Annotated in this window: 18 protein-coding genes; 10 read left to right on the forward strand and 8 right to left on the reverse strand. The window is 31.2% G+C overall.

Annotation, left to right across the window (positions count from 1 at the left end; translation table 11 throughout):
- Positions 1–27 precede the first annotated feature (27 nt).
- The 6 genes from AC5YGA_RS03905 to AC5YGA_RS03930 all read right to left on the reverse strand — a co-directional run bounded on the left by AC5YGA_RS03905 (position 28) and on the right by AC5YGA_RS03930 (position 8,030).
- Positions 28–2,472, reverse strand: coding sequence for a GcvT family protein (locus AC5YGA_RS03905; protein WP_415307830.1), 2,445 nt, complete (start codon positions 2,470–2,472; stop codon positions 28–30).
- 8 nt (positions 2,473–2,480) lie between these two features.
- Complete coding sequence (gene ald / locus AC5YGA_RS03910) at positions 2,481–3,599, reverse strand: alanine dehydrogenase (protein WP_415307831.1); 1,119 nt, start codon at positions 3,597–3,599, stop codon at positions 2,481–2,483.
- 44 nt (positions 3,600–3,643) lie between these two features.
- Complete coding sequence (gene aptA / locus AC5YGA_RS03915) at positions 3,644–4,990, reverse strand: omega-aminotransferase AptA (protein WP_415307832.1); 1,347 nt, start codon at positions 4,988–4,990, stop codon at positions 3,644–3,646.
- A 108-nt stretch (positions 4,991–5,098) separates the two neighbouring features.
- Positions 5,099–5,608: a TRAP transporter small permease gene (locus AC5YGA_RS03920; protein ID WP_415307833.1), complete on the reverse strand. Its 510-nt coding sequence runs from the start codon at positions 5,606–5,608 to the stop codon at positions 5,099–5,101.
- A 4-nt stretch (positions 5,609–5,612) separates the two neighbouring features.
- Positions 5,613–6,896, reverse strand: coding sequence for a TRAP transporter large permease (locus tag AC5YGA_RS03925; RefSeq protein ID WP_415307834.1), 1,284 nt, complete (start codon positions 6,894–6,896; stop codon positions 5,613–5,615).
- A 93-nt stretch (positions 6,897–6,989) separates the two neighbouring features.
- A complete protein-coding gene (locus AC5YGA_RS03930) occupies positions 6,990–8,030 on the reverse strand; it encodes a TRAP transporter substrate-binding protein (RefSeq protein ID WP_415307835.1) in 1,041 nt (346 codons plus the stop codon).
- Between the two features lie 230 nt (positions 8,031–8,260).
- On the opposite strand from AC5YGA_RS03930, the gene AC5YGA_RS03935 reads away from it, so the two are divergent.
- From AC5YGA_RS03935 to AC5YGA_RS03955, 5 genes are all read left to right on the forward strand, one after another.
- A complete protein-coding gene (locus AC5YGA_RS03935; RefSeq protein ID WP_415307836.1) occupies positions 8,261–9,205 on the forward strand; it encodes an ABC transporter substrate-binding protein in 945 nt (314 codons plus the stop codon).
- Between the two features lie 88 nt (positions 9,206–9,293).
- Positions 9,294–10,091, forward strand: a complete 798-nt coding sequence (locus tag AC5YGA_RS03940) for an ATP-binding cassette domain-containing protein (protein WP_415307837.1) — start codon at positions 9,294–9,296, stop codon at positions 10,089–10,091.
- A gap of 1 nt (position 10,092) precedes the next feature.
- Complete coding sequence (locus AC5YGA_RS03945; RefSeq protein WP_496169967.1) at positions 10,093–12,006, forward strand: ABC transporter permease subunit; 1,914 nt, start codon at positions 10,093–10,095, stop codon at positions 12,004–12,006.
- Positions 12,007–12,141: 135 nt separating this feature from the next.
- Positions 12,142–12,984 carry a glycosyltransferase family 2 protein gene (locus AC5YGA_RS03950; protein ID WP_415307838.1) on the forward strand — a complete coding sequence of 281 codons (843 nt, stop codon included), beginning with the start codon at positions 12,142–12,144 and terminating at the stop codon, positions 12,982–12,984.
- 5 nt (positions 12,985–12,989) lie between these two features.
- Positions 12,990–14,012: an NAD-dependent epimerase/dehydratase family protein gene (locus AC5YGA_RS03955; RefSeq protein ID WP_415307839.1), complete on the forward strand. Its 1,023-nt coding sequence runs from the start codon at positions 12,990–12,992 to the stop codon at positions 14,010–14,012.
- A gap of 4 nt (positions 14,013–14,016) precedes the next feature.
- Here the strand turns inward: AC5YGA_RS03955 and AC5YGA_RS03960 are convergent, their stop codons facing one another.
- Positions 14,017–14,892 carry a glycosyltransferase family 17 protein gene (locus AC5YGA_RS03960; RefSeq protein WP_415307840.1) on the reverse strand — a complete coding sequence of 292 codons (876 nt, stop codon included), beginning with the start codon at positions 14,890–14,892 and terminating at the stop codon, positions 14,017–14,019.
- An 85-nt stretch (positions 14,893–14,977) separates the two neighbouring features.
- Here AC5YGA_RS03960 and AC5YGA_RS03965 point away from each other — a divergent pair, with 85 nt between their 5' ends.
- Genes AC5YGA_RS03965 through AC5YGA_RS03975 form a run of 3 tightly spaced genes read left to right on the forward strand, consistent with a single transcriptional unit; the run spans position 14,978 to position 17,864 of the window.
- The gene (locus AC5YGA_RS03965; protein WP_415307841.1) at positions 14,978–16,027 is read left to right on the forward strand and encodes an NAD-dependent epimerase/dehydratase family protein; all 1,050 of its coding nucleotides are present in this window, start codon (positions 14,978–14,980) and stop codon (positions 16,025–16,027) included.
- The gene (locus AC5YGA_RS03970; RefSeq protein WP_415307842.1) at positions 16,028–16,852 is read left to right on the forward strand and encodes a class I SAM-dependent methyltransferase; all 825 of its coding nucleotides are present in this window, start codon (positions 16,028–16,030) and stop codon (positions 16,850–16,852) included.
- Between the two features lies 1 nt (position 16,853).
- Positions 16,854–17,864: an Ldh family oxidoreductase gene (locus tag AC5YGA_RS03975; RefSeq protein ID WP_415307843.1), complete on the forward strand. Its 1,011-nt coding sequence runs from the start codon at positions 16,854–16,856 to the stop codon at positions 17,862–17,864.
- On the opposite strand, the gene AC5YGA_RS03980 is transcribed toward AC5YGA_RS03975, so the two are convergent.
- On the reverse strand, positions 17,865–19,007 hold the full coding sequence (locus tag AC5YGA_RS03980) for an epoxide hydrolase family protein (RefSeq protein WP_415307844.1): 1,143 nt from the start codon (positions 19,005–19,007) through the stop codon (positions 17,865–17,867).
- Between the two features lie 49 nt (positions 19,008–19,056).
- Between AC5YGA_RS03980 and AC5YGA_RS03985 the strand changes: the two genes are divergently transcribed.
- Positions 19,057–19,968 carry a bifunctional enoyl-CoA hydratase/phosphate acetyltransferase gene (locus tag AC5YGA_RS03985; RefSeq protein WP_415307845.1) on the forward strand — a complete coding sequence of 304 codons (912 nt, stop codon included), beginning with the start codon at positions 19,057–19,059 and terminating at the stop codon, positions 19,966–19,968.
- 63 nt (positions 19,969–20,031) lie between these two features.
- Entirely contained in the window at positions 20,032–21,318 is a 1,287-nt protein-coding gene (gene hisD, locus AC5YGA_RS03990) for a histidinol dehydrogenase (protein WP_415307846.1), read from the forward strand.
- The last annotated feature ends 2 nt before the right edge of the window (positions 21,319–21,320 follow it).

The raw sequence follows: 21,320 nt of genomic DNA on the forward strand, positions 1-21,320 counted from the left end.
TTTCTTTTGATATACTTCAATAAAAAGTTAAAAATATTTAACTGAACTATCTTTTAGAGGTTTAAGCTGTACTTTTACTATGTATTTTTTTTTAGCAACCTCTATATATAGATTTTTGTCTAACAACTCCTCCTTTGAAAATTTTGTATTTATATAACCAAAAGATAAGTTTTTTTTATAATTGAAAGAATAATTACCGGATGTAGTCCTTCCTATAATTGTATTTTCTAAATAAATTGGTTCTTCGTGCAATAATAAAGGTTGCCCTACAGTACTATCTTTTAAAGTGAGCATGATGAGTTTTCTATTTTTTGTTTTTTCTTTAATCTTTATTAAGTTATCTTTTCCAATAAAATTAGTATTTTTTTTATAACTAATTGCAAAACTCAAACCTGCTTCATATTGATTTTCTTCTGGTGAAATATCATGACCCCAGTGCAAAAATCCACTTTCCATTCTCATTGTATCCATCGCATGAGATCCACAATGAGATAAATTGTGGTTTTTACCTTCCTTTACTATTAATTGGTAAATCTCTTTTGCATCTTCATTTTTCAAATAAAGTTCAAAACCTAATTCTCCAACATAAGACAATCTTTGAGCCCAAACTTTTTTAGACGCAATTTCAATATATCTTCCTGTACCAAATTTAAATGCATCATTAGAAAAATCATCTTTTGAGATTTTTGAAATTAAATTTCTACTTTTTGGTCCAAAAACTCCTAAACAAACTAGATCATCAGTAATATCTTTTAAATCTAAATTGGGTGATAAATGTTTTATGATATGAGCCTTATCATGAGTTCTTGTTGCAGCTGAACTTATTATTCTAAAATGATTTTTATCAATACAAATAATAGTCAAGTCTGTTTCAATTCCTCCTGCCTCATTCAACATTTGTGTGTAAGTTGATCTACCTATTTCATCTTTAATGTTAGCTGTGCATATTCTTTGTAATTCACTGTGTGCTTGCTCTCCTTTTATTTCATATTTTGAAAAGGGAGAGAGTTCATACAAACCAACATTCTCAACTGTATTTTTTGTTTCAAACTCAACTGATGGATACCAATTTTGGTAATCAAAACTATATTTATATTCTGCTTTTTCATTATTTATTGCATACCACATAGGTCTTTCGTATTCTCCCGATACACCAAAACATGCTCCCTCTTTTTTTAATTCTTCGTGATAAGGTAATAATCTTTGATTTCTTGAAGTATTATGCTGTTTGTAAGGCCAGTGCATTCCATAAAGATCACCCAGTGTTTCTGTGACCCTTTCCATAATAAATTTTTTAGATGAATGAAATTTTTGAAATCTTTTAATATCAAGTGAAAATAAATCTTCATTCATGTATCCATTAATCATCCATTCAGCAGTAACTCTTCCCGCACCACCAGAACTTGCTATGCCGATGCTATTAAATCCACAGCATGTAAAAAGATTATTAACTTCTGGTGTTTCGCCTAAAAGATACTGAGTATCTGGTGTAAAAGATTCTGGTCCTGAAAAAAATTTTCTAATACCAGCAGTTTCTAGCATGGGTAATCTTTGAAATGATTTTTCTAGGTAAGGTTCAAAGTGATCAAAATCATCTGGAAACTCTCCAAAAGAAAAATCTTCTGGAACCACTCCTTTATCTTTAAAGGCAGGTTTTGCATTTGGTTCAAAAATTCCAACTAACATTTTCCCTGCATCTTCTTTTAAATAAAGACATGAATTATAGTCCCTTAACACTGGTAAATTTTTAGGTAGTTTGTCTAAAGGTTCTGTAATTATATAAAAATGTTCATTTGGATATAATGGAATACTCACACCAATATCTTCTCCAATTTGCCTGGACCACATCCCAGTAGCAATTACAACATATTCACAATCAATTTTACCAAATTTAGTCTGTACACCAACAATTTTTTTATCCTTAATTAATATTTTTTCAACGGGTGTTTTTTCAAATATTTGAGCACCTTCCATTTTTGCAGCTTTAGCTAAAACATTTGTAACTCCTACTGGATCTGCTTGACCATCTTCTGGCATATAAACTCCACCCAAAATATCCTTGTCATTAATTACTGGGTAAAGCTCTTTTATTCTTTCTTTAGTAACTGTTTCAACATTAACATCAAATAATTGTGCTGCTGTTGCTTGCCTTAATAATTCTTGTAATCTTTGAGGTGTGCTTGCAACTGTAATTGCCCCATTTTGTTTTAAACCAGTCGATAAGCCAGTTTTTTTTTCTAATTCTTTATAAAGATTTAATGAATACTTTCTAAGACGTGTAATTGTTGAAGACGCCCCTAATTGACCAACAAGACCTGCTGCATGCCAAGTTGTACCCGATGTAAGCTGATCTCTTTCTAATAATACAGTATCTTTCCAACCATATTTTACAAGGTGGTAAGCAACAGAACAGCCTGCAACACCTCCTCCAATCACAACAACTTTTGCATTGGTTGGAAGTTTTTTGTCCATGAATAATCTTAGCTTATTATTGCTTTCTCTGGAGCAACAAATTCATGTCCAAATACATCAGCTACTGCTTTATATGTAACCATTCCTTTATGAACGTTTAGTCCAGCCAATAAATGTTTGTCTTCACTTAAAGCTTTTTCATGCCCTTTGTTTGCAAGTTTGACTAGATGAGGAAGCGTTGCATTATTTAGGGCTATTGTTGAAGTTCTTGGAACTCCGCCTGGCATATTAGCTACACAGTAATGAACAACATCGTCAACTATATACGTTGGATCACCATGAGTTGTTGGTTTACTTGTTTCAACACAGCCACCTTGATCGATTGCAACATCAACTATTACAGATCCTCTTTTCATTAATTTTAACATTGATTTAGTAATCAGTTTTGGAGCTTCAGCACCAGGAATTAAAACACCACCAATTAAAAGGTCAGCTTCTGCCACTAATTTATTTAAATCAATTTTATCACTTTGTTCTGGAATAATTTTATTTCCAAACATTTCAACTAATTTTTTTAATCTTGCTTCAGACTTATCAACAATATGGACTTTAGCTCTCATGCCTGTTGCTATCACTGCTGCATTTTCACCAACAACACCCCCACCTAAAATAACAACTGTTCCACCTTCAACTCCTGGAGCCCCACCTAATAAAAGGCCTCTACCATTTTGATTTTTTTCTAAACAATGTGCTCCTGCTTGAACAGACATACGTCCAGCAACAGCACTCATAGGTGCAAGAAGTGGCAGTCTTCCATTATCATCAGTGACTGTTTCGTAAGCAATGCAAACACCTTTAGATTTAATTAAACCTTCTGTTAGTTCTTTTGCTGCTGCTAAGTGTAAATAGGTATAGACGATCTGATTTACTTTAATCATCTTAACTTCGTCTGATTGAGGCTCTTTTACTTTAACAATAATATCTGCATCATTGAAAATATCTTCAGCTTTATCAATTATTTTAGCACCAACACTTGTGTATTGTTCGTTTTCAAAACCAGCTTCAAATCCACCATTGTTTTCAACTAAAACTTCATGACCTTCTGATATTAAAGTCTTAACACTATTAGGAGTTAATCCAATACGATTTTCTTGGGGTTTGATTTCTTTAGGTACGCCTATTTTCATAACTTACTTTCCTTTTTTGCAAATACTTTAATTAAATAAAGTTTTTAGTTTTTTTGATTTTTTTGATAGTTGGTAATACCAGTTCTTAACTTTTCAACAATTTCATCAATATGTTTTTCTTCACAGATGAATTGAGGAGCTATAATTAAACAATCTCCTGTAGCTTTAAAATTAACCCCAGCTTCATAACATGCTTTAAAACATTCGTAACCAGCTTTACCTGGTTTAGTATTTAGTTTCATGTCAATACCACCCATCATTCCATATCCTCTAATATTATCTACTGACTCTAAATCTTGTAAAGAGAATAATCCCTTTTGGAAATAAGGAGCTAAATTTTTTGCTCTATTAAAAATATCATCTTTTTCAAAAATTTCTTGCACTGCAAGAGCAGCTGCTACTGCAACTGGAATTCCTGAGTAAGTATAACCATGAAATAATTCAACTGCACCTGTTGGTGAAGCATCCATTACTGCATCATAAATATAATCACTACATGCAACAACACCCATAGGTACAACACCGTTTGTTGTAGCTTTAGCCATTGTCATAATATCTGGAGTTACACCAAATTCATCTGCACCAAATTTAGAACCTGTTCTTCCCCACCCTGTAATTACTTCATCAAAAATTAAAAGTATTCCATGCTTGTCACAGATCTCTCTTAGTTTTTGTAAATATCCTTTTGGTGGAACTAATGTTCCAGTTGATCCAGCAATCGGTTCAACAATACAAGCAGCTATATTTTCACCGCCAAAGTTTTGACAAATAGTTTCTAAATCATTTGCTAAATAGTCTCCAGTTTCTGGTTGACCACTTACAAATTTATGTTCTGGTAAATGTGTGTGTCTAATGTGTTGGACACCTGGCATTAAAACACTTGCAAATGTTTTGATGTTGTTAACCATTCCTCCAACTGAAATACAGCCAATGTTCATTCCATGATAACCACGCTCACGCCCAACAAATCTAAATCTTTCTGCGTGCCCTTTTGCTCTATGATAAGCAACAGCAATTTTAATTGCAGTTTCTACAGCTGTAGATCCACAAATTGTAAAAAACATTTTATTTAAATCACCTGGTGTATGCTTTGAAATTTTTGTAGCTAGTTCAAACGAACCACCAAAACCTTGTTGAAATGGTTGTGCATAGTCTAAAGTTTCCAATTGTTTTGTAACAGCTTCTGTAATTTCTCTTCTTCCATGACCTAGTGGATTACAAAATAAACCTGAGCTCGCATCTATTTGTGTTTTTCCATGGTGAGTTTTTAAATAAACCCCTTTAGCCTCTGTGATTAATCTAGGGTTTGCTTTAAAATCTTTATTAGATGTAAACGGCATCCAATGTTCATTTAATGAATTAGGTACTGAAGTTCTGTTTTCTGAGCTCATAAGATTTATCTTAATTTAGTTATATTTCGATTCATAGACTAAATAGTTCTGTTTAACAAATTGATTTTTACTATGCATAGTACATGTTTGGCAGGCACATTTAAAGAATTAGACCTTTTTCACAAAACTAATAGCAGCACCAATAGTTGTCAAAAATCCAGCTAGCGGCAAGATTGCAACTGCATATTTCTTTGGCATATAATTCTCTTTGAACTCAATACCTTGAAAACTAATTTCAAAATACCACATTTCCCAATACTTTCCACGCATACCCTCTACAAGTTCAAATCCATAAATTATCAAGACTATACCAATTGCCATAATCATAAGTTTCCAGAACTGGCGTATATATAGCGACAGTCTATTTGGTAATTTTTCATAAATTAAATTTAAAGCTATGTGTTCATTATCTCTGGCTGTCAGAGAAAGTGCTATAAACATCAACCAAATATTACTTAATACTGTTAGCAGATCACCCCAAACAGGAGGGTTGTTAAATACATATCGCATGATTACGTTATAAAGGGTGAAACCAACCATCGCAGCCAAAAGGAGTGAACAAATAGCTTCTAATGTGCGATGAATAAAACGGTCTATGTTATTAAAAAATTTTAACATATCACTAACTACTCAATAGGTTTGGAAGAAACATGGTCAACTCTGGAATAACGAGGATAAAGAATAAAAGTAAAAACAATCCAATCAGATAAGGAATTAACGCAACAGCCACCTTTTCTAGACGCACTTGCGCTATTGTTGCAGCTGTAAAGAACGCAACACCAACAGGTGGTGTGACTGATCCTATTAAGAAGCCAACTATTACAACGATAGCCGCTTGTATCTCAGGAAAGCCAGCTTGAGCCATAACATTAACTAGTACTGGGCCAACTATGATAATGTTTACCGCGGAGTCCATTACCGTTCCAAGAAGAAAAATGAATAGAATCAAGGCTAAAATAAAAATAATGGGGGATCCCGTAAGGCTTAGAAGCCAGTTTTCAAGTTCACCGATTGCACCTAGTGAAGTAAGTAACCAACTGAAAGGTCCCGACGCAGCTATGATAATAAAAACCATTGCCGAATTACGGAATGCCCGACGAAAAGCACCAGTGCAATCTTTCCATTTAATAGTTCGATAAACGAATACACCTGTAAATAAAGCAACCATTGCTGTGATGGCTCCAGCCTCTACAACCGATGCAACACCACCCATTACTGAACCCACTAAAACCACAGGTATCAGAAGAGCGAACGAGGATCGATATAATTCTTTACTAGCTCGACGTATCGAAAATGGTTCATCACTGCGCTCGAAGTTATATTTGATTGCGAAGTAATGATTGATTATCATGATCACAACGCCTATCAACACGCCTGGAATAATCCCTGCTGCAAATAGTGATGCAATCGAAAGCTCAGTCGAGTTAGCAAGTACAATCATCATGATACTAGGTGGAATTATGCCTCCTATGGTGGAGCTTACTCCTGTAACCGCAGCCGAAAACGCAGGAGGATAGCCAGCTTTTTTCATAGCTGGTAATACTAATGCTCCCACTGTAGCTGTATCTGCTACCACGGAACCATTCATCCCTGCAAAAAACATACTCACAAGAACATTAACTTGGGCCAACCCCCCTCGTACACGTCCAATTAATGATTTGCTCAAGGCTACTAATCGGTCAGTAATCGTGGCACTTGTCATTAACTCACCTGTCAACATAAAGAACGCAATTGCAGTTAATGGAACTGAATCAATAGCATTAAACATTTGACTAGGAATTAAAATAAGAGGTACAGCGTCCGTAAATAGAATATAAACAAATGGTATCATTATTAATATGAAGCCAATGGGAGCACCTAATAAGATTAGAAAAAGGAGTATTCCAAGTAGAATGATACTTTCCATAGTTACTTAAATGTTATGAATTGTTTTAGGTAAAGATCATCTAGTTCTAAAAATTGAGCTAAATGATCTTTACAAAGTTTTTTGTTGAACGATTTAAAGTGCCCCAGCTTTCTCTAACTGAGCTACAAATCCATCCATTCCTTGTTCTAGAAGTACTCTTTTAGCTACCTCTGGTTCAAACGTACCCTTGGCTTTTACCCAAGCACCGATTGCACCTGCTCTCCATTTAGACATTTCCGCATCAGATGGAACATACCATTCTTTCACAGATGCTTTAATTGCATCTTCTCCATTCTTAATCCAAGCGTTATCTAACTGGTTTACTTTTTCTCCATACGCATCAGCAGCCTTGTGTAACCATTTCTTCTCTTGAGAAGATAGAGCATTATACTGCTTTGCGTCCATTGCTAGAATATTTCCAGACCACATGCCGCCAATCTCAGTAAAGTATTTTGCAACTTCATGAAGTTTTGCTACATGCTGCCAAGGACTAGCAACATACTGACCTTCAACTACACCCGACTGTAGGCCTGAGTATAACTGACTCCAATCATAAGGTGTTGGAGTTGCACCCCAATTTTTAACTAGCATGAACTCAATTGGACTCTTAGTAGTACGCCACTTTAGACCTTTCATATCATTAGGAACGTGGACTGGTTTAGTTGCATTTCCAAGCTGTCTGAATCCACCGCTTGAATATACAGAAAGGCAAATATGGCCTGAATTCTCAAGTGCTAATTTACACTGTCTTTTTGCAAGCCATTCATTTGATATTCTTTTCGCATCTTCTAGTGATTTAAAAATGAAAGGTAAATCAAAAATTGCTAACTCTGATCCGAAATTACCATAGTTTGCCGTAGAACTAGTCCAAAGGGATATAAGTCCTTGATTGGCTTGTTCACCACATTTCTGTTCAGCACATAAACTTTTTTGATAAAATGGTTCGATTTTCATCTTACCACCAGAGGCTTTTGCCAAAGCCGGCATCAATGCTTGATCTATAGCGTCACCGATTGGCATACCCAATCTACCAGTAGTCCCAAGCTTAAGAGTTGTCTCAGCAAAGGCTGCTTGAGCAAACAAAGCAATTGCAAACCCTGTGAGTAGTGTCTTGTAAATTTTTTTAATAAACATGTAACAAATCTCCTTATAATTGATTAAACATAGTCCGAATAATCTATGATATAGCAATCTATATTAATAGAATTATTTTTACCTCGTTCTGATCAAAGAATATATTACAACTAATGATTGAAAATTTAATCATTAGAAATGCAAATATGGAATATATTTTGTTTTACATCACGCCTAAATTGAATTTAAATATCAATAATTTAATTAAATTAATAACAGAGGGAATAATAATGAAAAAAATAATTGGTTTTATTCTTGGTACAGTAGTTGCTCTTAGCTTATCTATGTCAGTTGCGAATGCAGCCGCTAAAGAAGTTAGAGTTGCATTCTTTTTAGAGTGGCCTACTCCAAACCAAGAAGACAAAGTTAAAAAAATGTTTGATAAAGCACTAGGTGTTCCAGTTAAATGGACTAACTTTTCAAATGGTGGTGCAATGACTGACGCTATGTTAGCTGGAGATATAGATATCTCTTACTCACAAGGTTTAGTACCATTTATTAATGCTGTTAAATCTAAAGCACCTTTGAAACTTGTTGACGTTGCTATGGAATACGGAATGGGTGGTACAACTTGTGTTACATCTAAAGCTTCTGGTATTACATCAGCGAACGGTTCTGAGTTAGAAGGCAAAAAAGTTGCAGTTCCTCTTGGAACTATGGCTGAGTACGTTTTTGATGAAAGTATGAAAGTTGTTGGTGCTGATAAAAGCAAAATGACTGTTATTCAAATGGACCCTGAAGAAGGTGCTGCTGCACTAGTTTCTGGTGACGTTTCAATGGCTTGTTTGTTTGGTGGTAACTCTATTAAAGCAGCTTTAACTGTTGGTACAAGATTGTTAACAGTTCAAGCAGCTCGTGATGCAGGTATCAAAGGTATCGATATTACATCTGTTACTGATAAATTTATGAAAGAAAACCCAGGAATGTTGAGAACTTTCATAGAAGTAACTCATGAGGCTAATGCTAGATACGCAGCTGGCAAAAGTGATATGAATGTAATCGCAAAAGATGCTGAGATGAAACTTGGAGATATGAAAGAAACTTTAGGTGGATTTGTATTCTTGAATGCTGCAGATACTAAAAAATCTATGGAGTCAGGTGGAACTCTTGATGGTTTCTTAAAAGGAATGGGTACTCCTAACGGAGCAGTAGATACTAGCTTTTTACCTCTTTAATTTAGAGAGTAAGATAAAATTAGATAGGCGCCAATTTATTAAATTGGTGCCTATTTTTTTAAATAAAATTTAATATAAATTTATTTTTATGAGTGATTTAATTTCTCAAAATCTCAACATGATCTTTAAAACTCCGAAGGGAGAAACTGTTCATGCATTAAAAGATGTAAATTTCACACTTAAAAAAGGAGAACTTTTAACTGTTCTTGGACCTTCTGGATGTGGAAAAACTACTTTACTAAATATTACAGCTGGCTTTCTTAGACCAACTTCAGGAATAATTACTCTTAACGGAAATGAAATTAACGGCCCTGGTGTTGAAAGAGGAATGGTTTTTCAACAAGGTGCTTTATTTGAATGGTTAACAGTTGCTGAAAATGTGGACTTTGGTTTGAGAATGAAAAAAGAAGATCCAATTAGAACAGCAAAAAAAGTTAACGAATGGTTGAATATAGTTGGCTTGCAAGGGTTTGGAGATACACCAACTTATCAATTATCTGGGGGTATGCAGCAAAGAGTTGCTCTTGCACGATGTTTAATTAATGACCCAGATTTAATTTTGATGGATGAGCCTTTGGGAGCACTAGATGCACTAACAAGAGAAAAAATGCAGTCGTTAGTTTTAAAAATTTGGAAAGAAACTGGAAAAACAATTATTTTAATTACCCACTCGGTTGAAGAAGCATTGTTACTTGGTGAAAGGTTATATGTAATGGCACCAAGACCAGGTCGTATACATAAAGAATATAAGCTGCCCTTTGCCACAATGGGGATAGATGGTGATTTAAGAGAAATTAAAAAAACTCAAGATTTTGGAAGTAAAAGAGAAGAGATTCTAACCATGATTTGGAACATGGAAGAAGAGATCATGGGCAAAGATATTTAATATGCTAACAGGAATTATAACATTTTTAATTATCTTCGCCGTTATAGGTTCTATTCTTTATGGATTAAAATTAGCTAAAACTGAAAAAATAGATGCTGTTTTCGGGAACCCTGAAAGAGCTAAAGGTGGAACTCACTGGATTATTGTTGGAAGTAGTTTTTTATTAATAGCATGGCTTTATTATTCATGGGATTTAGCAAAGTCTTTTTATCCTCAGTCTGCTAATGAACTATGCCAAGTTGCAAAAGTTAATGACTCGATGCTTTCATTAAAGTATTTGTTTCCAATAAATGAAAGGGAATTTAAAAGTACTTCAATTATTAAGGCTGAGAATAGAAATATTGAAAAATTAACTAATGAAATTAGAAATTCATCAGTAATAAGAAATCAAGATAAAGATAGGCTTTTAGGCTTTATTCAAAAAACTAAAAGAACGATTCCATTGTTAACTAATGAGGACCTTCTTGAAAATGAAACAAAAATTAAGATCAGTGAACTAACTAATAGAATAGCTTGGTTAACAGAAGATTTTCAAAAGATAAGTTATCCACCAATAAAAAGTATTGAAGAAGAAAATGCGAGAATTGAAGCTTTAAAAATACAAGGTGGATGGGGATCTTCAGGAACAGCTGTAGAAAATACAATAGAAATTCCAACTATTCCTGAAACAAAAAAAGGATTAAAGTTTGATGCTGCAGCAAAAGAGTTAACTTTAATTAGTGATGATTTTTTCAAATTAAGAAATCATAATTCACAATACAAATCTTTGATAAAAGAAATCAAAGATGAAATAAAAAAATATAGATCAGAGCTAGATGACACTCAAGGGGTGGCATCAATATTAGCAAAAGATGTACTTAAAATTGCAAGAAGAATTGAGTACGCAAGCATATTTCCTCCAAAAACTCTTGATGCTATGCAACAAGTAATTTTAGAATTTGATGTTATTCAAAAAAAAGAACAAGGAAGTTTAAGATTAATTGATATATTTTTATTTCCTACTGGAACAATAATTTCAAGTGGTCCTAATTGTTCAGAGCAAGGTTCTGGTAGATGGCTGCCTAAACCATCAGATACTTTGAAAAAATTTACACTTTTATTAAAACCAAGTGTTGGATTTAAAAATATTCCTCTGATTTGGTATGAAATGATGGATGTTAGTAAAGTTGTTGGTTTTATTTTACCAGATTGGATAGCAGATATTGTCCCTGGTAAATATCCAGTTCATAGTGATGACGGAACTGTAAAATCAAATTTTAAAAGTAAAGTTTTTAATGTTGTTACTGGTGAATTCAAGTTATTCAAAATACCAGTACCTATGGGTCACATATGGGATTCTTTTTTAAGAGTATTCTTAGGCCTAGTGCTTGGAATAATATTTGGTGTACCGCTTGGTTTATTGATGGGGTTAAATAGATTTGCTAAAGGATTTTTTGACCCATTAATTGAATTATATAGACCTGTACCACCATTAGCTTGGGCTCCATTAGTAATTACTGTATTTGGAATTGATAATGTTGGAAAAGTATTCTTACTATTTATGGTCTCATTTTCAATTATGATCATCTCTGCTAGAGCAGGAGCATCTGGTACTCAATTATCAAAAATTCATGCTTCACACTCGCTTGGTGCTTCGAAATGGCAAATATTAAGATATGTAATTTTTCCAAACTCATTACCTGAAATCTTAACAGGTGTTAGAGTTGCTGTTGGAATGTGTTGGGGAACTCTGGTTGCAGCAGAATTTTTAGCAGGTACTACAGGTATAGGATTTGTTGAAAATGTCGCTAAGAAATACTTCCAATACGAAGTTATTTGGATCACTATTTTTGTAATGGGGATGCTTGGTCTTTTGTTTGATATTGCTTTAAGAAAAATAATTGACAAAACAATTCCATGGCATGGAAAAGGCTAATCAAAATTTGTTAAAATATACAAAAAATTATATCTCTTTTATATCTATTTCTAATAATGGTTTAAAATTAAGTAGCTTGAGAAAAAGATAAAATCAATTTTAGACAATTAAACAAAATTGATTTAAAAACAAATCATGTTAAATGAAAAAGTGACAATTTATATTCCAGCTTATAATGCGGAAAGTACAATTACACAATCAATCGAATCTATATTAGGTCAATCAATTAAATTTGACGAAATAATTGTGATTAATGACAACTCAAACGATAATACACTAAAAAAAATAAATGCTTATTCTGAAATTAAAATAATTAATAATAAAAAAAATAAGGGCCTAAGCATATGTAGAAATTTAGGCTTTGAAAATTCAAAAAATGAAATAGTAGCCGCAATAGACTCTGATGTTGTCTTAGATAAATATTGGCTTGAAAGTATTATTTGTCATTTGAAGAACAATATAGTTATGTGTGGTGGAAATTTGATAGAAAAATATATTCAAAATAGATTTAATAAATGGAGATCCATTCACTACAAGCAAAATTGGGGTAATCGTAATTTATTAAATCCTTCGTTTTTATTTGGATGTAACACAATACAAAAAAAAAATTTATGGAAAGAGATTGGTGGTTACAATCAAGAACTTAGATCAAATGGTGAAGATGTTGATTATTGCAATAAATTAAGTAAACTAAATAAGTACAATTCATTTTATAGCTTTGAAGCAAAATGTTATCACTTGCAAAATGATGATCTCAATTCATTATCTAATAGAGTTTGGAGATATCATTCATTTGGATACAAGATTAAATCGCCATCTTTTTATAGATTAATAAAATTAACAATCAAACAACTAAAATTCTTAATTAAAAGAGTAATTTTTGACTCTTTAAAATTTAATTTTAATTTTTGTTATATACATTTTTCTATTTTTATTAATTTTATTAAATTAGAATTTAAACGTGTTTTAGAAAAATGAGAATTATGAATGTACTAATTACAGGTGGATGTGGTTTTGTGGGTACCAACATTGCTCTATATCTTAACAAAAAGGGATATAAAATTTCCTCATTAGATAATCTTTCAAGAAAAGGATCAAAATATAATCTTAAATTACTTAATGATGTAAAAATAATTAATTATAGGTACAATATTTTAGATTCAAATAAGATTTTAAAACTTAAAAAATTTGATTTAATTATAGATTGTTGTGCTGAAGCAGCAGTTGAAGTATCCAAAAAAAAAATTGATAGTGTTATAGAAACAAATTTAATTGGAACAATTAATGTATTAAAAAAAGCTAAGAAAGATGCATCTAAAGTAATTTTTCTATCATCTAGCAGAGTGTATCCAATTCAAGACCTTAATAATCTCATTAAACAAAAAGTAATAAAAAAAGATATTCTTATTAAAAAAATGTTTAATGAAAACTCAAATACAAATGGTGCAAAAACTATCTATGGTGTTACAAAATTAGCTTCAGAAATGTTTATAGAGGAATTTTCTTATGCATTTGGGATTAAATATATCATAAATAGGTGTGGTGTAATTTCTGGTCCCTTACAATTTGGTAAACAAGATCAAGGATTTATAAGTTTATGGATCTGGAGACACATAATTAAAAAAAAATTAAATTATATAGGTTATGGTGGTTATGGAAACCAAGTAAGAGATGTTCTTCACATACAAGATTTATGTGATTTAATTTATTTACAAATTAAAAAAATTAATAATAAGAACAATACAATCTTTACTGTAGGTGGGTCAAAGAAAAGTTATACATCATTAAAAAATTTAACTAATCTTTGCCAAATAATTACCAAAAATAAATTAAAGATTTCAAGAGTTTCAAAAACATCGATATATGATATTCCCTATTTTATTACTAATAATAAAAAAGTTTCAAGAGTATATAATTGGTCACCAAAAAAAAATATTATTGAGGTCGTGACAGATACATATAACTGGTTAATTAAAAATAAACCAAATCTTAAAAAATACTTTTAACAAACTAGTCAAACCATTCTCTATATTTCTCTTTGTTATTTCTTAAATAATTGGGTAAATCATCCTCATTTATATTGGAAAGTTTCGTCTTTGAAAATCTTTTTTCAGATCCAGATTTAGCAGAATGATTGTAGCCAATTGTTTTATTATTCAAGTCATCTTTAATTTTATCAATTGAATAATTTTGACTTATATAATCTGCATAATTTTCATCATTTAAGTATTTTCTCTCTAATTCATCTGCTGTTTTGAGATTGGAAAAATGCCAACCACCATTATCAACCAATTTAACGTTTTTATATTTATTTTTTGAAAATAAAGTGTCTATTCTAAAATAATTATATTTTTTATTTTTGATATTTCTTAACCAACTTATTGTTTTTAAATTTTTAATTTTACATGCTTTTGAACCAAACCATGAAACATTTGGCAGAGATAAATTAAATTTAAAATAAAATAATTTTTGTTTAAAAATGATAATATCATTTTTATTTTTATTAAAATCAATATCTTTAAGATTAGGAATTTCATCATTATCACTATGAATTATATAATCATCTTGATTAAAATTTTTTAATGAATCTTGTATAAAATTTCTTTGGTGTAAAATTCTATTGATACTATTATTTCTTATATTTAAATAATCATTATTATCTATTTTTATTATATTTTCTGGTTCTTTATCTAAAACTAAATGAATAATTTTATTCTTAAATTTAGGATAATCACTAGGATTAAAATTAATTTTTTTTTTTCTTCCTGTATGGGTAAATGTTGATTCTGATACTATAAAATAATCAACATAGTCATTTAATATATTAAATCTTATTTCCATCATCATTTTTTCTTCAAAATAAGTTGTTGTGTCAATAATTTTCATGTCTATAAATTAATAATTAGTTGTATTTATATTTTTATATATCAAAATACATTAATAATAATTAAAAAATATTAATAAAATTTTTATGTCTATTGTGCTAATAACAGGTTCAAGTGGTTTGGTTGGTTCAGAATCAGTAAATTTTTTTTGTAAAAAAGGATTCGATGTTATAGGCATCGACAATAATTTAAGAAGTTTTTTTTTTGGTAAAGATGGCTCAACTGAAAATATTAAGAATGCTCTCATCAAAAACAATAAAAAATTTAGTCATTTTAATATAGATATAAGAAATTATAAAAATTTAGAAAAAATTTTTAAAAAATATAAAAAAAATATTTCTTTAATAATACATTGTGCCGCTCAACCTTCACATGATTATGGAAAAAATTTTCCTATTTTAGATTTTAATGTTAATGCTACTGGTACTTTAAATTTATTAGAATTAACTAAAAAATTTTGTTTTGACTCTCCTTTTATTTTTATGTCAACTAATAAGGTCTATGGTGATAATCCAAACAAACTTAATTTAATAGAAAAAGATAAAAGATGGGAACTATCCAATAAAGATAAAAACTTTAAAGGTATTAATGAAACATTTTCAATTGATAATTGCACGCATAGTTTTTTTGGTGTTTCTAAAACTTATGCTGATTTAATTGTCCAAGAATATGGTAAAAATGTTGGCTTGAAAACAGTATCCTTCAGAGGTGGCTGTATTACAGGGCCAAATCATAATGGGGCAAGACTTCATGGCTTTTTATCATACTTGGTTAAAATTTCTCTAACCAAAAAAAAATATTCGTTAATTGGATATAAAGGAAAACAGGTTAGAGATAATTTGCACAGTAAGGATTTAGTTAATTGTTTTTGGGAGTTTTTTAAAAAACCTAAATTTGGTGAAGTGTATAATATTGGTGGTGGAAGATTTTCTAACTGTTCAATATTAGAAGCAATAGATATAGTTGAAAATTATTCTAAAATTAAGATTAAAAAAAAAATTATTAAACAAAATAGAATAGGAGACCATATCTGGTATATATCTAACATAAGTAAATTTAAAAAAGATTATCCAAAGTGGAACCAAAAATATAATACAAAAAAAATTATAGAAGAATTAATCAATAATTATAAATAAATGAATTTATCAAAATTTACATATGCATATGAACGATTTGGCTTTGTAGGTTTTTTAAATGTATTGTTAGGTAAGATCGGTATAAAATTTAGGCTAGACAATCAATTAATAAGATTAATCTCTTATCATTCTAAAAGAGTAGAAAAATTAACAAAAAAAATTATTATTGGTGGATTTTATAAGGGTACAAAATTAAATTTAAATAAAGGATGGAGTAGACTTGATGGAGCTTCAAAATACCTAGGATTATACGAATACGAAGTACAAGATGAAATTTCAAAAATACAAAAAAACCGAACTATAAGAAAAAAATATTTTGTTAATATTGGAGCTGGCGATGGATTTCATGCATTGGGGTTACTAAAAAAGAAATACTTTAATAAAGCAATTTTATTTGAAAAGGATACTCAAGCATCTGATTTATTACTTACAAATGCCAAAATAAATAGATTAAAAAATAATATTGAGCTTTTTAAAGAAGCAAAGATAAACTTTTTAAATGATTTCAGTTTGACCCATAAATTAAAAGATTGTCTTTTTTTAATTGATATAGAGGGTGATGAATTTAAACTGCTAAATGCCAAAAATTTAAAATTACTTAATAAATCTATATTGGTTATTGAAATTCACGATTTTTATCAAAATCCTACTCCTTTAAAGAAAAAATTGAAAAAATACTTTAAAATAAAAACTGTAACAACCGGAATGAGGGATTTATCAAAATATAAAATTTTAAATGAAATACATGATAATGAAAAATGGCTGGTAGTAAATGAAGATAGACCAAAAAAAATGGAATGGTTAATTTGTCTTCCAAAAAATTGAGATGAAAATAAATTCTTTAAAAAACTTAATTAAAAAAATATTTATTTCCCATAAATTAACCAAAAATCATGCAAGTATTTGTGCTGAAGCATTAATTAATGCTGAATTAGTTGGTGCGCCTTCTCATGGTTTATCTAGATTAAAAATGTACTGTGACCGTATTTCTAAAAAAATAATTAATCCTAAGGCTAAAATAAAGGTTAAAAAAATTTCTCAATCAATTGCTCACGTTGATGCTAATAATAGTATTGGTTTTGTTGCAGCAGATACTGCTATTAAGACAGCAATAGGTAATGCTAAGAAAACTGGTATTGGCTTAGTTGCAGTTAAAAATAGTGGTCATTATGGTTTGTCTGGTTATTATGCAGAGCAAGCAGTTAAAAAAGGTTTAATGGTTATGGTATTTACTAATGCACCTCCAGCAGTTGCTCCTCATGGAGCTTTAAAAAGTTTATTTGGTACAAACCCTATTTGTTTTGGAACTCCAACAGGATCTAAAGTTCCTTTTATTTTAGATACTTCAATATCAATGATTAATAGAGGAAAAATTAGAGTTGCCGCAAGAGAAGGAACAAAAATTCCCGAAGGTGTTGCTTTAGATAAATTTGGTAAACCGACTACTGATCCAAAAAAAGCATTGGAAGGTGTTCAATTACCAATAGCTGGTTTTAGAGGTTCAGGATTAGCTTGGATGGTTGATATTTTAAGTGGAGTGTTAACAGGTGGTAATCATGCGGGTAGAGTTAAAGATCCATTCACTGATTTTAGTGGTCCACAAAATATTGGTCATCTATTTTTTGTTTTAAAACCTAATTTGTTCGTAGGTAATTCTTTTAATAAAAGAATAAAAGACAATATCAAAACAATTAAAAAACTTCCCAAAATAAAAGGTGTTAAAGAAATTCTTTATCCAGGACAAAGTAAGTTCAATAGATTTAGAAATAACCTTAAAAAAGAAATTACTATTTCTAAAGCTGTTCTAAAAGACTTAGAATATTTACAAAATATTTAGCTAACGAACTGTTCTTGAGAATTTAATAAGATCATTTATTAGAAGGTCTGGTTCCTCAAGAGCAGCAAAGTGACCTCCCCTTGGCATTACTGTCCATTGAGTAATGTTAAAAATTCTATCTACATAAGATTTTGGAGGCCACTCAGACATTTCAGCTGGAAAAATTGCTGCAGCTGTTGGTATTTCTATTTTTTTAAAGTCATTAGGAAAAAAACGTCCTCCCTCTTCTCTTCTTCCATAATAAATCCAAGAAGCTGTATTAAAAGTTTTTGTAACTATATAAACCATAATATTTGCTAACAAAGTGTCCTTTGAATAAGCACTTTCAATATCACCATCTTTTAAATCAGACCAAGAATACATCTTTTCAATAATCCATGCTGCAATACCAACAGGACTATCCATCATTCCATAACTTAATGTTTGTGGTTTTGTTGCTTGTTGAGTTCTATAGCCATCTTGCATAATTTGATCTTTATCAAATCGATCTTGCCATTCTTGTTCTTCTTTTGATTGTGTTCCATCTGGATGACGCATTGTTAAACAATTAATATGTATTGCCTTACATGATTTTGAATGATCATAACCAATCCAATTAGCAATAGTTGCTCCCCAATCTCCGCCTTGTGCCATGTAATTTTTATACTCAAGGTTTTTTGTCATTAGTTCATTTAATATCTCAGCTATTTTTCTTGGACCAATTGGCTTAGATGGTCTACCTGAAAATCCAAAGCCAGGTAAAGAAGGCACAATGACATCAAATGCATCCTCAATGTTTCCACCAAATTTTTCTGGATGTGCAAGTTTTTCAATTATATGTAAAAACTCTAAAACTGATCCAGGCCATCCATGCATAAGGAGTAATGGAGTTGGGTTAGAGCCACTACCCTTTTCATGAATAAAATGCATTTCCATGCCCTCTACAGTAGTTGTAAAATTTGAAAATTTATTTATTTCTGCCTCATGTTTTCTCCAATCAAAATATTTGATCCAATAACTGGTGATCTCTTTCATATAATCAAGGTTACTTCCATAATTCCAGCCACCATCGTCTGGCATTTCATGCCATGGGTAATTCTTTACCTTAATATAAATTTCTTGAAGTGTTTTATCAGGAATATTTAGTTTAAAGGGCTTAATCATTATTAATTTACAGTATATACTTTTTAAAAATTCAGACTAAATATACCTCATGCTTTCAAATAAAGAAATTGTTTGTCCTAATAACTTGTTAGATCAAGCTCATAAAAAAAAAGGTGTTAATGCTGCAATTGTAAATGCAGGCCTTCCTTTACCTATGCTTTCAGTTCAAGATGCTGTTAAAGAAAACTTAATTAAACCTATTTTTATAGGGGATAAAAAAGAAATTCTTAAATGTGCTGAGGATTTGAAATGGGACATCTCTTCGTATGAGATAATTCATGAACCTATAGAAAACAATACAGCAGCAATAGCCGCCAAACTTGCTAAACAAGATAAAGTAAAGATTATTGTAAAAGGTCATATCCATACTGATGTTTTAATGAAAGAAGTTTTAAAAAGAGAATATGATTTACTTGGAAAAACTAGACTTAGCCACATATGGCATATGACAAATACTAAAGATGACAAGCCTCTTATAATTACTGATGGTGCTTTAAATGTTTTACCTAATATAAAAACAAAAATGCATATCTTAAGAAATGTAATTAATTTTTCAAATCGTATAGGAATTGAAAGACCAAAAGTTGCAGTCCTATCAGCGACAGAAGAAATTTTAGATAGTGTGCCAAGCTCTATTGAAGCAGATGAGATTACAAAGCTTGCAAAAAAAGATGATTTAAATGCTGATGTTTTTGGTCCCTTAGCATTTGATAATAGTATTTCAAAAAAATCTGCTGCAATAAAGGGTGTTAAAAATATTGTAGCTGGTGATGCAGACATATTACTAGTTCCAAGTGTTGAGACTGGCAATAGTTTAGTTAAAATGATGATTTACTTTATGGGAGCTTGTGCGGCTGGTGTTGTAGTGGGTGGTAAAGTTCCAATAGTAATTACTAGTAGATCTGATGAAGCACAAGCTAGATTGGCCTCTATTGCAGCTGCTGTTGTTGCTTTAGACTAATTCTTCATTGAAATAACCACATTAATGTTTTAAATAAAGCTTCAAAAATTAGATAAGGAAACAATGGCTATAACATATTTAAAAAAATCACCTAAGACATCATCAACAGACGACACTAAAACAACTGTAATTGTTCAAGATTTATTAAAAAATATTGAAACTACTAAAGAACAAGGCTGTATCGATCTTACAAAAAAATTTGACAAGTACGATGGTGATATTATTGTTTCTAAAGAAAGAATTGAAGAAATTAAAAAAACATTAGATCAAAAAACAAAAGATGATGTTCAATTTTCATACGAAAGAGTTAGAAAATTTGCCGAAGCACAATTAAAAAACTATGGTCAAGACTTTGAGGTTGAACTCTCAGATGGATTGTTTGCTGGTCAAAAGTTGATACCAGTTAACACAGCTGGATGTTATGTACCAGGAGGTCGTTATGCACATATTGCATCAGCTGTTATGAGTGTAACTACAGCTAAAGTTGCAGGTGTAAAGAATGTTATTGCCTGTAGCCCTCCAAAAGAAGGTGTGGGTGCTCATCCAACAATTATTTATACAGCTGACCTATGTGGTGCTGATGTAATTTTAAATTTAGGTGGTGTTCCAGCAATTGCAGCAATGACTAATGGTTTATTCAATAACCCTGCAGCTGATATTATTGTTGGTCCAGGAAACCAGTTTGTAGCAGAGGCTAAAAGAATTTTATTTGGAAAAGTGGGTATTGACCTGTTTGCAGGCCCTACTGAGATTGGAATTATTGCTGACGCTAAAGCTGATCCTGAGATAGTAGCTGTAGATTTAGTTGGTCAAGCTGAACATGGTTATAACTCACCTTGTTGGTTATATACCACAAATAAAGAACTTGCTGAAAAAGTAATGAAAAGAGTTCCAGAATTAATTGCTGAGTTGCCAGAAGTTCCAAGAACAAACGCAGATGCTGCTTGGAGAGATTATGGCGAAGTTATTCTTTGTGACACTGATGAAGAAATGGCAACTATTAGTGATGAGTATGCTCCTGAGCACTTAGAAGTTCAGACAGAAAATTTAGAGTGGTTTCATAAAAGACTTACAAACTATGGTTCTTTATTTATTGGTGAAGAAACAACTGTTGCTTATGGTGATAAATGTTCAGGAACTAACCATATACTTCCAACTAAAGGTGCAGGAAGATACACTGGTGGATTATTTGTCGGTAAGTTTGTTAAAACTTTAAGTTTTCAAAGAATGACAAAAGAGTCTACTGAGTTGGTTGGTGCTGCAGCAGCAAGAATTTCTAGATACGAAGGAATGGAAGCTCACGCAAGAACAGGTGACGTTAGACTCAAAAAGTACGGTTATTCTAACTAAAC

The organism is Candidatus Pelagibacter sp. uisw_091 (assembly GCF_059512525.1).